Consider the following 14,745-nt stretch of genomic DNA (forward strand, 5'->3'; position numbering starts at 1 on the left):
TCCTTACTGCTTTCATCTATGTGAGTGTCTTCACAGTCACCTCACCTCTATGGTCACTATCTTGTCAGGTCCCAGCTCTGTGCAAATCTCTCCCTCTTCACAGGAAAGCGGCCCCAGCCGTTCCTCCTTCATATTGACCAAATATGCCTCTTTTATGGGAAGTGCAAACCGGATCTGTGCCTTTTTGGTTCCGGTTTCCACGTTGTAGAGCCTCATTATGACGCTGTCCCGCTCCTCACATTTCTTGATACAGGATACCAGAGCGCCCTTCACCTCAAAAAAGCTTTTTTCCATTGGAAGGTCTCCCTCCCCCCGTCCGTCCACGCTGAATTGTACCGGGAGCACCGGTACACTGTGGCTTCTGCTCTTCTCAGGCAGTCCGGCGGATTCCCAGTCCCCTCTGTGGGGCATCAGTGAATAGCGGTATTCCAGTTTCTCCTGAAGCTGCCCTCCCTCCTGGGATGGGTAGGAGGAACCGCTTCGAAACTCTGTGCAGATGATATTTCTCACTGCCCGGAACAAGGTACAGGAAAGGCGGCCGGGACAGGAGGCGTCATACTCCAGCAGGTCCGGGGAAATCACGCCAAAGCCCCGTACATTGTCACTGATGTCCACAAAGCCCTGCATGGGCAGCTTGTCCATCTCTGTGTAGTGCAGTCCTTCCTCCTCGTTTTGCGCCGTACTTTCACGGTAATCCACACAGAAGTGTCCCCCTGCCCAGGCACCCCGGGCATATATCCCTGCGTCAAAGCAAGCGGACAGTCTGTGATCCCTTGCCCGGTTCTCAACCTGGAGCCTTACCTCCAGCATCCTGGCATCCTTTTTCAGGGTATAGCGGACGCAAACCGGCAGCTCTGTCATCTGGCTGCTCCGCCTGCTCTCCCCCTGTATGCCGGCCTCCGGGCGTATCCCGTATGCGGGAACCCTGAAAAGATAGGATGCACAGATACTTGTCTGAAGCGGGGTATTCTCCTCCATCCAGATATCCGCCTGTACTCCCTGGCTGGTGTAGGTGCGGTCATGGTAAGGCGGATAGTGAATCCAGTAATCCCCCAGATCTCCTCCGCTCTCTAAGTAGTTCAGTTCCCCTGTGAAAAAGCCGGTCTCCTTATCCAGGAGGCACACCGTACCGTTTGGCCTTACCTCTGCCCTCAGGAAATCATTTTCCATCACACAGGCGCTCTTTCCCAGCTCTCTGCCGTCACTCATGCGGGTGGGTGGCCAAAACTTCTGCTTTCTGTCAAATCTCTTTTTGGGTGTCAGCCTTACCACCTTGTAGCCCCCGGCCGGAATCTCTCCTGTCTCCAAAAGGACTTCATGCCGGTCCGCATAGAAGGGTTCGGGTCTGGTATGGCGGTTGACTGTGGGCGTAACTGATTCTTTTCTGGAGATATGGGCACACTTAAGCTTCTCCCCACTCATGTCATACACGTCAAAATCCCATATATTCTGCTCACTGGGAGTATCCACCACCAGCTCCACAACCTCACTGCGTCTGTGGGGAAGGGGATTTGCCAGCAGCACAAGCAGGTCCCCCTTTTCGCATCCGGCGCTGGAAATATGCTGAACGATATGGCGGAGCACCTGCTCCCTCACACATCCGGCCAGCTCCGCGCACTGGTCCAGACGGTACATCACATCCCGCACTGTCTTCTCCTGCACCACTCCGTTGATGCTGTCGTGGGACTGGGAACCCAGCAGATAGTCCCTGGCCCTTCCCAGATAATTGCTGTTGTAAGGCAGACCCAGCATTGCGCCCGCCACGCTGAGTGGTTCTGCCAGATCCAAAAGAAGCATTTCCGCCTCTTTGTTTTTCCTCTTTACCGGATAGCGGGTCATCAGCGCATTGGCCGACACTGAGGGGGATGGGCCGTCCCGCAGCTCTCCCTTGATGACCTGCAGATCTTCTCCCTTCAGTTTATCCCTCATCAAAGCCGCATAGTTCTCCATGCTGGTGTGCTCCAGGGTGATGCCGTCCTCCCTCAGCGCTTCATTGAGCTTTTCCAGCAGCCGGGTCAGCCCGGTCTGTGCACAGGTGGAATCCGACCCGTCCATGAGCACCCGGTCCCCCTTCAGCCTGCTGTCCTCCATGGCGTCCCAGGAACGAAGGGCCAGTTCTCTGAGCTTTTCTTCGTGTATCTCCTCCTGATAGCTCACCATAAAGAAGTCCTGCTCGCTGCCGGTTTTGTCCGCCCGGTGATAAAGCCTGGTATTTCCATAGTCATAGCGGAACGCATCTGATTTGTATTTCCGGCCGCTCATGGCTTCCATGTAGGTATTCATATAAAAATTGGCCCTGGCATCTCCGCCCAGTCTGGTGGCCAGCACCTGGGTGCCGTCCTTGCCCTCCCAGACGAACTCGCTCTCTGGGGCCCTCCTCTCGCTGACCCTCTTTGCAACGATCACCAGGTCAATATCAAATCCCTTGTAAATCTGAGGGAACTGGCTGGGCTGTCCCCAGCCAAAGGACTCATAGCCCACGTTCAGCTTGTGTCCGTACTCCCTGCACACCGCATCCCCTTTAAGGAGATTGCGCACCAGACTCTCCCCGCTCACGGGATACAGGTCCGGAAGTGTATACCAGGGACCGATCAGCAGGCGCTTCTCCCGAATATGTTTTTTAAGCCGCCCACTGTTTTCCGGGCGCAGGGCCAGATAGTCCTCCAAAAATACGCTCTGTCCGTCAAAGAGGAAGCTTACATACTCCTCCTGCTCATCCAGAACATCCAGCAATTCATCCAGCATCTCGGCCAGATAAATCCGGCTCTCCCAGATAGGATACCTCCATTCCCGGTCCCAGTGGGTGTGCGTGATCACATAACCTTTTTTCTCCATCTCTGAAAACTCCTTTTTTCTTCTTTCAAGATTATCAGCCTTTCAGCGCTCCCATGGTCAGGCCAGCCACAAAGTTCTTCTGGGCGCACAGATATGCCACAATGACCGGAGCCGCCGCAAAAAATACATAGGCAAACACAACGCCCCAGTTGGCTGAGTAGGGTCCCACCGCGGTGTAGATTCCCACAGTGATGGTTTTCACCTGCCCCAAAAGCAGTGGAGTCTGGAAGTCGTTCCAAATGCCAAGTCCCACAAAGATGGCGATGGTGGCTGTACAGGGGCGCAGCAGCGGAAACATAATTTTCCAAAATATCTGAAACCTGCCCGCTCCGTCTATGGAAGCAGCTTCCTCCAGCTCCGCCGGGAGGGAAGCCACATAGTTGGTATACATAAATGTGGCAAAGGAAATATTTCCGGATGTGAATACCAGAATGAGTACCGGCACTCCCAGGGGAATCCCCAGGTTGCGCAGCAGAATGCACAGAGGCAGGTACACGATTACATAGGGAACCATGATACCAATCAGGAAATACACCCTCAGCATACCGGAAAACTTCGTCTTGACCCTTGCCAGATAGTAGGCTGCCAGGGAAGAGACCACCACAGTCAGCAGAGTGCCTGCCACCATGAGAATGACCGAGTTTGCGTACATCTCCACCAGGTTTGTATTCGGGCTTTTTAAGACACTGATAATATTTTCAAGGGTGGGAGGCAGCGGCAGAGACAGGGGCTGGTCCAGAATGATGTCCGATACCTTAAAGGTATTTGCAACTGCGATATATATGGGCAGGATCACAATCAGTGCCAGCAGGATCAAAAAGGCTGTCTGGAGGATGTTTACGGTTCTCGCTTTCGCTTTCATAGAATGCATTACATCTCCACCCCCTTCTTATTCATGGCTGAGACAATAAAGATCGAGATCGCACCGATCACCAGGAATAGCACCACAGAGATGGCAGAGGAATATCCCACCATGTTGTTGGAAAAGCCCTGGGATACGATGTTGTACACAATCGTCTCAGTGTCATACCCTGGTCCGCCGTCGGTCATGATCTTCACCACATCGTACATGCGCAGCTCATTGATGATACTCATCAGAAAGCTCACGGACATTCCCGGTATAATCAGCGGAAGGGTTACATTGCGAAACTTATTCCATCGGTTTCCCCCGTCCACGGTACATGCCTCATACAGCTCGTGTGGCACAGTCTGAAGGGCCGCCAGATACAGCATCATGTGATAGCCCAGGGTACGCCAGATCTCCACCAGAATGATACAGACAATGGCAGGCCCCTGTGTGCCCAGCCAGTTTCCCACCAGCTGGGACTGTCCCAGGGCAGTGAGCATCCCGTTCAGCACACCGTTGTAGGAGAGAATGCTCTTCCACACAAAGGAGATCGCTACTGTGCTCAGCACAAAGGGGACAAAGAAGATGGTGCGGAAGAGATTGCTCTTAGCCGAAGCGGTATTGACCAGCATGGCCAGAAACAGGCCCAGCACATTAACCAGAACCACCACGACAATGGAGATCACCGCCGTATTTTTCACTGCGTTCCCTAATCTGGCATCCTGGAACACATTGATATAATTTTCCAATCCTAAGAACTGCATGGCATTAAAGCCGTTCCATTTGTTCAGGCTGAAATAGAACGCCATAAAAATGGGAATCACCAGCAAAAGGGTGTAAACGGCAAATGCCGGAACCACAAATCCAAAGGACATTTTACTTTTTTTCATGTTATGTACCTCTTTTTGTTGATAGTTCAAAAACGCCTCGGCGTTCTTGCTGTGAAGCGCGCATCTTATCTGCTTCTCAGATAAAAGAGCCGCTGCAAATTCACATTTGATTCTGAACCTACAGCAGCCCTCTCTATTTCCATATACAGCGGTTCATTCAAGTCCGCCTCTTATGTACCTCTTGTTTGCAGACCGTGCCTACTGCGCTTCCATCAGCCGCTGATATTCTGCATCCCAGCTCTCCACTTCACTTTGCACATCTGCACCGTTGAAGATGTTCTGGAAGGATTTATCCATGAAGGACTGCATTCCGCTGGGGGCTGCATACTCGCCCGGAAGCTTGATGATTTCCTGAACACTGTCCCATCCTGAGATATTTTCCACAAATTTTGTGGTAACCGGTCCCTGCTCATAGGATACCGCCTTTTTCGTGGTGGAGTATAAACCATCTGACTGAAGGTATGCCTTGTACACTTCCTGGTTCTCGTCAAACACATATTTAATGAACTGGAAGGCTGCGTCCTTGTTCTCACAGCTCTCAGACACGCCCCAGTAGGAACAGTCTGCAACAGTGATCTTGCTGCCGTCCATGGTGGGAACCACGAACACGCCAAAGTCATCGTTCTGCTCTCCGTCCAGACCGGCAGCCTGCCAGGAGCCGTCCACGATCATAGCTGCGGTGCCCTTTTTAAACTCCTCAGACGCCTGGCTGTAGCTGAGTGACATGGCGCCTTCATAGTAGTAGCCTTTCTTCACCATATCCTGCCATTTGGTCAGTACATCCACGGTTGTCTCATTATTCCAGGCCACTTTTCCCTCTTTCAGGTCTTTATTGAACTCCGGGTATTTTGCCAGAAGAGCGGTGTCGCCCTCCGCGATCCAGAACGGCTCGCCGGTTGCCCAGATATCTCCTGTTCCGCCGCACATCAGAGGCACCTTGCCCGCATCCTTGATGGTCTGGCACACCTCCATAAATTCATCCCAGGTCTGGGGTTCTGTAAGGTTCAGCTCCTCAAAGATGGCTTTATTGTAGTAGCACTGCATTTTGTACTGTTTAAAGCTGGGAACTGTGATGCACTTTCCGTTGTATTCGCAGAGCGCGGACTCTTCGAAGAGGTCCTGGATCTCCTGTGGAACTTCTGTGAAGATGCCGTCCATGGTAGCCAGCTGCTCTGCCTCCAGGATCACATCCGGGAAATTGCCGCTGCTCAACATGGTTTTCCAGAACGCAGGGCGGTCATCTCCGGTTGCCAGCACCTTCTCCACTTTGATCCCGGGATTGTCGGCCTCAAAAGAGTCGATCATACTCTGCCAGATCTCCGCTGTGATATTGTCTGTCTCAAAAACCCCGAATGTGATGGTGGTTTCTCCCTCTGTATCAGTGGCGTCTGCTGCCTGTGTGTCTGCACCGGCTGGTGTGTCCTCTGAGCCTTGGGCCGCTGTTTCCTTTTGGGTCCCGCTGTCCCCTGCCCCGTCCACCGCCTTCTGTCCTGAGCTGTTTCCACAGCCTGCGAGCAGACCTGCAGTCATACAAGCTGTCAATAAGAGACCTATAAGCATTCTTCTTTTTTTCAAAACTTTGTCCTCCTTTTAACTCTTTCGCATTTTATTTTTCTCAACGCACCGGTTTGTTATTGATGAGATTATTATATTTTAAAAATTTCAGGATCTCAATTTAACAAATTATAGAAGTAGTTCAAAATTAATAGGTTGTCTTGCTTTTGCACTTTCTTTATTGTACAATTCATTCAAAATTTACACTTGTACAAGGAGGTATTTTGTAAGATGAGACTAAAAAAGTATTTCGAAAACATGAGCATCTTCTCCAAAATCTCTATCTCCACCATTACGCTGATTATCATCAGCTCCCTGATCTCCAGCTCTTTTCTGCTGGTTCATTTCAGTCAGACCATGAAGAGCAAGGACCGTCTTCTGGTCAGGGAAGCGGCGGAGCGCATCGAAAATTTCATGCAGGACAAATACAATATGTTGTATAATCAGAGAATCCTGCTCCACTCCACAGACCACATTGCAAACGTAATCTCCTCCACCAGGGATCAGCCCTCCAATATCTATCTGCAGAGAAACCTGGAGAAGATTACGGACTATCTCACTGCCCTGTGTTACTCAGACCACGCCATACTGGACACCATTCTATTTACAGCAGACGGATCAAACGCCTTTTCCTACTCCAACTCCAATGGGCGCAACATCTACCTCACCTATGATTACTGCAGTCTTCCTTATATAAAAACCTTCCAGGAGGCACCGGAGACCATCACCACAGTCTACGACACCTCTCCGCCATACCTGCCCTCCTCCAAAGGGAGCAGCAGTGTACTCACTTTCATCGGCAAGCTCTACGATATGAATTATCCAACCAAAAAGATTATTACCGGATATCTGATGATCAACTTTTCACCTGCGTCCATTGATGAAACCTACAATGAAATCGATGCCGCCTCCGACGGCGAATATCTGGTTGTCAACGGGGACTCTGAGATCATCTACTCCAATACCGCCTCCTATGTGGGCCGCAGCTACAAAAAAGGATTTCTCCCCGAGGAGGATATTATTCTCAACAAGTCCATCAGCCTCTCCGGCCTGAAGGTCATAAGCGCGGTATCGGACGAGGAGCTGATGAAAAATATACGCGGGGTACTGCAGAGGATCATCGTTGTGACCTGCGCCAGCATCCTGGCAGTGACCGTCATTGTGGCTGTGCTGCACAAATATTATAAGAAAAGATTCTTTCAGCTTGCCAGTGCCATGCATCTGATCAGCCAGGGGGACTTTGACACCAGGCTTCCCGTAAACTCGGACGATGAGATCGGTTACCTGAGCCAGACCTTCAACACCATGTGCGAAACCCTGGATACCTACATCAAAAAGACGTATCTGGCGGAGACACAGCAGCGAACCGCGGAGCTCTATGCGCTCCAGGCACAGATCAACCCCCATTTCCTCGCCAATACCCTGGAGAGTATCCGTATGCAGGCATTGCACGATGAAAACTATGAGGTGGCGGACATGCTGGCGAACCTTGGCAATCTTTTCCGCTGGATGATTCAATTCCATCAGGATATAGTATATCTGGAGGATGAGCTTGACTACATAGAGTATTATCTGGATCTGCAGAAATTCCGTTTTGGTGACAAGCTGTGCATCCTCATGGATGTGCCCCCTTCGGTTCTCTATCTGGGGATACCCAAATTTACCATTCAGCCTATTGTGGAAAATGCACTCACCCACGGTATTCCCCAAAGCGGGGAACCCCTGATCATCCGCATCAGCCTTCTGATACGGGAGAACACTCTGAGGCTGAGTGTCTCGGACAATGGGATCGGCATCTCTGATGACACACTGAAGAATCTGCAGCAGCATATTGCGGGGACCCGGACAGACTCCTCCTTCGGGGTAGCTCTTCGGAATGTTCACATGCGTATTCAGCTTTTATTCGGAAAGGAGTACGGACTTACCATAGACAGCAGACTGTATAACGGAACCACAGTTCTTGTTACACTTCCTGCAATTGACAAAAAGGAGATGGAAAAATATGTATAAGATGATCATTGTTGACGACGAACCCCTCATACGCTCCGGACTCAAACACATCATTGAATGGGAGGTATACGGTATCGAGATTGTGGCGGAGGCTGAGGATGGTATGAAGGCGTATCTGAACATCAAAGCCCAGGAACCCGATATCGCACTGATTGATATCAATATGCCAAATATGAACGGATTAGAGCTGATAGAGATGTGCACCCACTTAAAACACTGCCCCAAATTTATCATTCTGAGCGGCTACAATGATTTTGAGTACGTGCGCACCGCCATGCAGCACGGGGCAGTGAACTATCTGTTAAAGCCAGTGGACCAGGAGGAGCTGGCCAACACCATTGCCTCCACTGTCCGCATTTTGGATGACACCAATACCCAGAAGCAGCAGTTTCAGGAGAGTCTTTTGGCCCTGCGCAACGATATCCTGGTCCGCATACTCACAAACCGCATAGACGCCCGGGAGCTGAGGGAAAAATGTCGTTTTGTCAACCTCACTTTCCGCTGCAGCAATATGCGGGTGGGCCTGCTAAAACCCCTGTATCCGGACCGCGACCATAAATCAAAAGGTGCAGACTTCTCCACCGCCAGCCTATGTGAAAAACTCTGCCAGAAAACCTGTGAGTGCTACGCAGCCATCGACACTTCGGACAATCTCGTTCTCATCTTTAAAGATTACGCGTGCAGTCTGCGGGATGAAGACTACGAAAAGCTGCTAAAGGCCTGCGCGGAAAAGCTGAAGGAACATCTGTCCCTGCCCATTGTGCGTTCTCTGAGCCTGAACACCTCCAGCGTCCCCGAGCTGCCCGCCTCCTATATCACCTGTCTGCAGGACGCGGAGCGCAAAGAGATCATGCAAAGCCTGTTTCAAAAGGATACCATAAAACAGCTGGAGCGGGACACGCCCCACAGCTTTGACTATGCCAGCGTTGCCCACTGTCTCAAATCCCGCGACCGCCAGACACTGAAAGACCTCCTCTCAAGCTATTTCAAGGAAGCCCTCTACCCCGCCGCAGACGCCAGTCTGGAGAGCATCAAGTACCAGCTCATTGAGTTCATTATCTGCACCATGCAGGAGCTTAAGTCCTCCCCCTTGTCCAACACAGACATTGAGGTACAGAAAAAGGAGGCCTTTCGCATTATCGGTTCCGCCTTTTCCCTGAAAGAGCTTAAGGAGAAGCTCTTCCAGTTTTTCGCCGCGCTCATGGACCAGTTAGGCGAGACCTCCAGCCCCACCTACTCCTTCCTGGTGCAGAATGCCCTGAACCATGTCCGGAACAACTACCAGGACATCAACCTCTCCCTGAAAACCCTGGCTGCCCAGATGGAGGTCAACGCTGCCTACCTGGGACGTCAGTTCGCACTGGAGACCAATGAGTACTTTTCAGATTATTTGAATAAGATCCGCATATCCAGAGCCATTCAACTGCTGGAAAATACCACCTGGAAGACCGCCGCCATAGCAGAGGCAGTGGGATTTGCAAATATCAGTTACTTTTTTACAATCTTTAAAAAGATTACAGGGGGAAGACCCGGAGATTACCGGAAGAACACATGACACGAGAACATCTTAACATTTTTCTTATATACAAACGAGTCCCGCAGAATATGGCTGCGGGACTTTTCCTTTTGCGCAAAAAAACACCGCTCCCGCGGCCCTACATTCCGCAAAAACAGTGTTCAGTGCGCGATCAGGGGTTCGAACCCTGGACACCCTGATTAAGAGTTATCGTTAGTGGCAAAGGCCGCATAATTAGGGCATTTGACAAGGATTTTAAGACAACCTGATTTTTTATGTAAGCTGGTAAAAAATGGCAATATCACCTATTTTTTTTAGCCAGTCTTGGATTCTGATGATCTTTCCACCTGTATATCTTCTTTTGATTTTTTGCTTATGTCAAGAGTGGTTTTAACTATTTTTTGTACTTCTTTGCTTACGTTTCTATAGGCTTTTATTATTTCTTTTTCTTGTTCTGTTATGCAAAATTCTTCATTTTTGTTTTCAATTCCTAGTAAAAAATATGGAGATATTTCTAAATAATTTACAATTTCTGCAAATTTGTCGATTTTGGGAAGCGAACCATTTTTCCAATTATTTATAGTGTTTTTGGGTAAATTTAGGTCTTTGCATAGCTTATAGGCGGTGATATTTTTCTCGTCTAATATTTTCGATAGTCTTTCTATGTATTCCATTTTTCCCCTTTCTTTTGTTCAAAAATAGTTCTAAAAATAGTAATAAAGTACTTGACTATCCCTAAATATAGTGATATAATACTAAATATAGAGATAGTAATTATACAGTTAATAACAAATTATATCACAGAAAGGCAAGGGTGAAAAGGATGAATAAAGAGTATATTGACGAATTATTTGAGGAAATGGACTACAAAATGGCTTATGACAAGGTGCGTATGGAGATTCATTCTCTTTTATGTTCTGGCGAAATGAGCTATTTGAAATCTCGTGAACTAATTGGATATATTAACGAGAAATATGACGCAATTTGCTGGGGAAGGCAGGGGTGAAAGGTATGAAGAAAAAAGAATTAAGGGAGTGTTTTAATTGGGAATTTGACTTAATAGTTGGGCTTATTGAGAAGCGGGTTGCAATAAAAGATTATGAATCGGCAAAAGTTTTTTGTGATCAGCTTACAGGATTGCTCGATTTTTCGGTTAGAATTGGTATTTTGACGGAGCCGGAAAGAAATCGTTTGATAAGACATTACCGTAATTTAGTTTTGGGGGTGTTAGTTTGCAAATAAAAAATGAAGATCTTGAGAAATGCATGGAGCACTTAAGAAAAAATGATGAAGGCCATAGGCTGGAAACAGTGGAAAACCGCCTAATGTTTTCAGGTGGCTACCTGAATAAGTATACGGACATTGTGCGATTGCTGTATACAATCTTAGATCCAAAAATTGACATGTAACAAGGCATGACGTGGTTTAAGGGAGATAAAAAAGCCTGTCCCTTAAGAGGCTTTCCGCCCTTGCTTAAGATGTAAATAACAAAAAAATATATATAAGCCGTAACGGCAGAAAGTGAGGATTTTATGAAACTGGATGGAGAAATGATCTTAATAGGACTTGAGGAGCGTCAGGGGAAGAAGGACCCCACAAAGGTGTACAAGATGGCCCTGTTTGCACAGGGGACGGATACGCTTGATTGTACGTGCTCAGATGCGGCATTTACGGTTTTGCAAGCTCTCCCGCCCTACTCTCTTGTGCATGTGTGCCTGGACTATAATCACACTTATAAGTCAATCAAGCTGTCAGAGGCCCGGCAGGTAAAGCTTGCTAACAAGGCCACGGCTTAAGGTGTGCGGTTAGGCCCTCCAACACGGGAGCCGGAGGCCCCATGGGCCGTAGAAACCCGTGAACACGCCCGTGTCGGGCGTGTTGATTACCCGGGAAACTTTAAGCAAATGCCCGGTAGAGTCAGCTTGTCGGGTTGCCTGGGGCCTTCCGCCGCCTCAGATCGGGCATTTGGTTGATTATGCATTTAGGCTTATGGTAGTGCGCTTGACAACGTAAATGTGTCAACCCCCCGTAAGTGGGGGCGGTGCCTTAATGATCCTGGCCTGAGACAAGGAATTTTTAGAGTAACTTCCATCCCGTGAGCAGTCGGCTTTCGCCCGGGAGGAAAATCCGTACCAGGACTTTTTCCCCGGGCGAAAGCCGACTGCTCACGGGGCAAAGACTATCGGTTAAGCCATATTCTATGGCCTGAGACAAGGAAGTGCTTTTAACTAGTGATTTTCTACTCTTTTTCGCTAAAATCATATCCTATGGCTTGAGACAAGGAAGTGCTTTTTGAAATATAGCCGTAAAAAATCGGCGTAAATAAGAATGGAGGTAGTGCAGAATGGGGATTTTAAAACAGGAAAAAACCGGAGGTGAAACTTCTGATAATATTACTGAAAAGCAGTGGAATACTGTGCTGGAACTTTCCCAGGCTTCACCGGATCAACTTGCTCTTTATCGTACACAAGCGGTAATTAAGCTTGACGAGACTTTAAAACTGCAAATAAAAACGCTAAAGACAATCAAAAAGCTACTTATAGCGGCGGTGGTCTGTCTGGTAATTATTGCATTGTTTGTATAGGAGGGTAACATGGATGAAATGCTTGTACAGACTGAAACGTCTGATATACAAGGCGAAATCCTTGAGGTTTTGCGTGGAATATCGTCTAAGCTTGATACTGTCCAGGATGATTTACACACTCTGGCGGCTTCTCAAGTGAGTGAAGCCTCGGAGGAGGTTCTGCTAGGCGAACCGGAAACGCAGTTTTCGGCAGACGCAGAACCGGGGACTGAGGCTGAGACAGAAACGGAGCCGCTATACAGAGAGGCCCTGCAAGGGATTCAGGTGTCGCTGGACAATATTGGTGGTCGTCTTGATAGTATGGACTATCAACCGACCATGACGGAAATAAGGGATTTAAATAATGATATGATAGAGCTTTCACAGGCTTCTAATTCTATAAATTTTGGTATATTTGCTATTGTGTCCGTACTTGTGGGTGCATTAGCTGTGGGGCTGTTTTTCCAGATATGGAGGATTTAACATGAGTATTTATTCAGAGGAGATTATTCGTTACATAGCATCGGATTTGTTTCCGATATGTATGTTGGCTGGTTTTGTATTCTTTTTTGTTTTAGCCCTACTTGGATATGTTATTTTTAAGGCATTAAGCCTTTTAAATAAATAAAAAAAATACAAATTAAGGAGGTATGTACATGGAAGGTATTTCAACTGCTTTTACTACTGCATTAACAACTATTCAGGGCGACGCAATGTCACTGATCAGTGCGGCACTTCCGCCAGCGCTCATTATTGCAGGTACGTTCATTGCGGTCAAGCTGGGCATCCGATTCTTTAAGTCGGTTGCAAACTAAGGTGGGCCGGGGGCGGTACGGTATTTATAACCGTATCGCTCTTTTTATGCCCAAAAATGGGCAGAAAGGAGGGATTTTATTGAAAAAAAGGCTTGTCTGTCTGAGCATGGCATTTATGGTGCTTATCTGCTCTCTTTTGTCTCCACTAGCTTTGACGGTGCGTGCAGAGGATAGTTGGACAGACATATTGGTACAGGGATATGCTACGGCAAAATATGTGATCGCGTCTGTATTTGGTCTTGTCAGCGAAGATCAACATACGTACTTGGAAAACCAGCAGGAATATAAGGATTTTATGGATCAATTTGTGAAAGATCATGAAGCAGAATATAGAACTGGTAAAGATGTAACGATGTCTTCTGAGGATTTGCAAAAGCTGTATGCCATTGTTAAAGAATCTTTAAGCGCACAAGATGGATACTATATTTTGACTCCTAATTTGTCTTTTGATGATGCTATTAATAGATTTTGTATATGGGATTCTTCTTATGCGCAATATGAGGCACATTTTCGGGAGGTCTTATCTAAAAATTCTAGGGCGACTGAGATCTATATAGGTGTCAATCTACCTGAAATGTCTGCAGCTTTTTCGGGTCAGAATCCTTTTCTCTATCGTAATATTTCGGATGGCACTTATATGTTTGTTGGTTCTGATGGTTATTTACTATCATCTTCCGGGACTAGTGATAAGCCTCCAGGATCGTCTGATCGTGATGGATATTTAAAATATGTGTCGAACATTTATTCTTATCTTAGTGATTATAGAATAAATGACTCTCGCTGTTGGGCTACTTTTAATGATTTGGATTTTGCGTATGTGTATGGGCAAAAGCCTTTTAAGATTTTTTATGATTATGAATCTTTGTATCGATATGTAAATGGTGATCCTACATCGTCAAATTACGCTGGCAGTAAATTTTATAATTTTTCTGTGTCCGGTGGTATTAACATAAGTCCTAAAGTTTATGTGGATGCCTCTAAGACGGAAAATGTTGAAAAGAAATATTATGAGAAAATTAATAATCAAGTTGTTAATAACCCTGGGATATCCGAATCAGATCTGCAAGATATGATAGATAAGAGTATTGCGGAGATGGTAAAGGAGTTTGAGGATATGCAGAATCCTGAAACAGAGCCAGGGACGGAGCCGGGAACAGAGCCAGGGACAGAGCCAGGAACAGAACCGGGGACGGAGCCTGGTGGGGATGCTGGGCATTATGATAATATCCTCCAACAAATTTATGACAAGCTTGTAGAGATGCACGAGGCTATTAAAAAAATCAAGCCTGGTGGTGGCGGATCTACTGCTGGAGCCTTTTTGGGGTCTGCCTTGGGCAATTTGGTATCTGACTTGGTAGACGGCATTATGGGTGGTACGGATACCGTGGAGGATGCTGTTGCTGATATAACAGGCCGCTTTTCAAAGTTGGTGGATGTGAGTAAGACAAGATTTCCGTTCAGCTTGCCCTGGGATATGATCGTGATATTTAAATCGTTGGCAAGATCGCCAGAGACTCCTAAATTTGAGGTGCCTTTTGAAATTAAATCTATGGGATTTTCTCATACGATTGAGGTTGATTTTGCTCGCTTTGAAACTCTCTCAAAATTAAGTCGGACGTTTTTTAGCTTGATATTTGCGGTTGTTCTTGTGCGGCTTACTATAATGATGATTGATCGGGGGGATTTAGAGTGATTGACATTGTAATTAATATATT

14 protein-coding genes are annotated in these 14,745 nt (G+C 47.5%); 9 read left to right on the plus strand and 5 right to left on the minus strand.

Features of this window, described 5'->3' with window-relative positions:
• Positions 1–36 precede the first annotated feature (36 nt).
• The 4 genes from AC0THY_RS02040 to AC0THY_RS02055 all read right to left on the minus strand — a co-directional run bounded on the left by AC0THY_RS02040 (position 37) and on the right by AC0THY_RS02055 (position 6,147).
• Entirely contained in the window at positions 37–2,835 is a 2,799-nt protein-coding gene (locus tag AC0THY_RS02040; protein WP_489992808.1) for a glycoside hydrolase family 38 N-terminal domain-containing protein, read from the minus strand.
• 34 nt (positions 2,836–2,869) lie between these two features.
• Entirely contained in the window at positions 2,870–3,706 is an 837-nt protein-coding gene (locus AC0THY_RS02045; RefSeq protein ID WP_489992809.1) for a carbohydrate ABC transporter permease, read from the minus strand.
• Positions 3,706–4,572, minus strand: coding sequence for a carbohydrate ABC transporter permease (locus AC0THY_RS02050; RefSeq protein ID WP_489992810.1), 867 nt, complete (start codon positions 4,570–4,572; stop codon positions 3,706–3,708). The genes AC0THY_RS02045 and AC0THY_RS02050 overlap by 1 nt, the downstream gene beginning before the upstream one ends.
• A 198-nt stretch (positions 4,573–4,770) precedes the next feature.
• Positions 4,771–6,147, minus strand: a complete 1,377-nt coding sequence (locus tag AC0THY_RS02055) for an ABC transporter substrate-binding protein (RefSeq protein ID WP_489992811.1) — start codon at positions 6,145–6,147, stop codon at positions 4,771–4,773.
• A gap of 210 nt (positions 6,148–6,357) precedes the next feature.
• Here AC0THY_RS02055 and AC0THY_RS02060 point away from each other — a divergent pair, with 210 nt between their 5' ends.
• Together AC0THY_RS02060 and AC0THY_RS02065 are read left to right on the plus strand one after the other, a co-directional pair.
• Positions 6,358–8,136, plus strand: coding sequence for a sensor histidine kinase (locus AC0THY_RS02060; RefSeq protein WP_489992812.1), 1,779 nt, complete (start codon positions 6,358–6,360; stop codon positions 8,134–8,136).
• Positions 8,129–9,691: a response regulator transcription factor gene (locus AC0THY_RS02065; protein WP_489992813.1), complete on the plus strand. Its 1,563-nt coding sequence runs from the start codon at positions 8,129–8,131 to the stop codon at positions 9,689–9,691. The genes AC0THY_RS02060 and AC0THY_RS02065 overlap by 8 nt, the downstream gene beginning before the upstream one ends.
• A 275-nt stretch (positions 9,692–9,966) precedes the next feature.
• Here the strand turns inward: AC0THY_RS02065 and AC0THY_RS02070 are convergent, their stop codons facing one another.
• Positions 9,967–10,326, minus strand: coding sequence for a helix-turn-helix domain-containing protein (locus tag AC0THY_RS02070; RefSeq protein WP_489992814.1), 360 nt, complete (start codon positions 10,324–10,326; stop codon positions 9,967–9,969).
• A 149-nt stretch (positions 10,327–10,475) separates the two neighbouring features.
• Here AC0THY_RS02070 and AC0THY_RS02075 point away from each other — a divergent pair, with 149 nt between their 5' ends.
• The 7 genes from AC0THY_RS02075 (at position 10,476) to AC0THY_RS02105 (ending at position 14,723) form a co-directional block, all read left to right on the plus strand.
• Positions 10,476–10,658 carry a hypothetical protein gene (locus tag AC0THY_RS02075; RefSeq protein ID WP_489992815.1) on the plus strand — a complete coding sequence of 61 codons (183 nt, stop codon included), beginning with the start codon at positions 10,476–10,478 and terminating at the stop codon, positions 10,656–10,658.
• Positions 10,659–10,663: 5 nt separating this feature from the next.
• Positions 10,664–10,894, plus strand: coding sequence for a hypothetical protein (locus AC0THY_RS02080; protein WP_489992816.1), 231 nt, complete (start codon positions 10,664–10,666; stop codon positions 10,892–10,894).
• Between the two features lie 290 nt (positions 10,895–11,184).
• A complete protein-coding gene (locus AC0THY_RS02085) occupies positions 11,185–11,448 on the plus strand; it encodes a hypothetical protein (RefSeq protein ID WP_489992817.1) in 264 nt (87 codons plus the stop codon).
• A 548-nt stretch (positions 11,449–11,996) separates the two neighbouring features.
• A complete protein-coding gene (locus tag AC0THY_RS02090) occupies positions 11,997–12,236 on the plus strand; it encodes a hypothetical protein (protein WP_489992818.1) in 240 nt (79 codons plus the stop codon).
• 9 nt (positions 12,237–12,245) lie between these two features.
• Positions 12,246–12,698 carry a hypothetical protein gene (locus AC0THY_RS02095; protein WP_489992819.1) on the plus strand — a complete coding sequence of 151 codons (453 nt, stop codon included), beginning with the start codon at positions 12,246–12,248 and terminating at the stop codon, positions 12,696–12,698.
• A gap of 173 nt (positions 12,699–12,871) precedes the next feature.
• Positions 12,872–13,030: a hypothetical protein gene (locus AC0THY_RS02100; protein WP_489992820.1), complete on the plus strand. Its 159-nt coding sequence runs from the start codon at positions 12,872–12,874 to the stop codon at positions 13,028–13,030.
• Positions 13,031–13,109: 79 nt separating this feature from the next.
• On the plus strand, positions 13,110–14,723 hold the full coding sequence (locus tag AC0THY_RS02105; protein ID WP_489992821.1) for a hypothetical protein: 1,614 nt from the start codon (positions 13,110–13,112) through the stop codon (positions 14,721–14,723).
• The last annotated feature ends 22 nt before the right edge of the window (positions 14,724–14,745 follow it).

Source organism: Ruminococcus sp. 8Y-12, assembly GCF_058119865.1.

What these genes read in the sequence shown, in the direction of transcription:
- AC0THY_RS02040 (WP_489992808.1), bottom strand. Translation starts at nt 2,835, where the DNA reads ATGGAGAAAAAAGGTTATGTGATCACGCACACCCACTGGGACCGGGAA.
- AC0THY_RS02045 (WP_489992809.1), bottom strand. Translation starts at nt 3,706, where the DNA reads ATGCATTCTATGAAAGCGAAAGCGAGAACCGTAAACATCCTCCAGACA.
- AC0THY_RS02050 (WP_489992810.1), bottom strand. Translation starts at nt 4,572, where the DNA reads ATGAAAAAAAGTAAAATGTCCTTTGGATTTGTGGTTCCGGCATTTGCC.
- AC0THY_RS02060 (WP_489992812.1), top strand. Translation starts at nt 6,358, where the DNA reads ATGAGACTAAAAAAGTATTTCGAAAACATGAGCATCTTCTCCAAAATC.
- AC0THY_RS02065 (WP_489992813.1), top strand. Translation starts at nt 8,129, where the DNA reads ATGTATAAGATGATCATTGTTGACGACGAACCCCTCATACGCTCCGGA.
- AC0THY_RS02070 (WP_489992814.1), bottom strand. Translation starts at nt 10,326, where the DNA reads ATGGAATACATAGAAAGACTATCGAAAATATTAGACGAGAAAAATATC.
- AC0THY_RS02075 (WP_489992815.1), top strand. Translation starts at nt 10,476, where the DNA reads ATGAATAAAGAGTATATTGACGAATTATTTGAGGAAATGGACTACAAA.
- AC0THY_RS02080 (WP_489992816.1), top strand. Translation starts at nt 10,664, where the DNA reads ATGAAGAAAAAAGAATTAAGGGAGTGTTTTAATTGGGAATTTGACTTA.
- AC0THY_RS02085 (WP_489992817.1), top strand. Translation starts at nt 11,185, where the DNA reads ATGAAACTGGATGGAGAAATGATCTTAATAGGACTTGAGGAGCGTCAG.
- AC0THY_RS02090 (WP_489992818.1), top strand. Translation starts at nt 11,997, where the DNA reads ATGGGGATTTTAAAACAGGAAAAAACCGGAGGTGAAACTTCTGATAAT.
- AC0THY_RS02095 (WP_489992819.1), top strand. Translation starts at nt 12,246, where the DNA reads ATGGATGAAATGCTTGTACAGACTGAAACGTCTGATATACAAGGCGAA.
- AC0THY_RS02100 (WP_489992820.1), top strand. Translation starts at nt 12,872, where the DNA reads ATGGAAGGTATTTCAACTGCTTTTACTACTGCATTAACAACTATTCAG.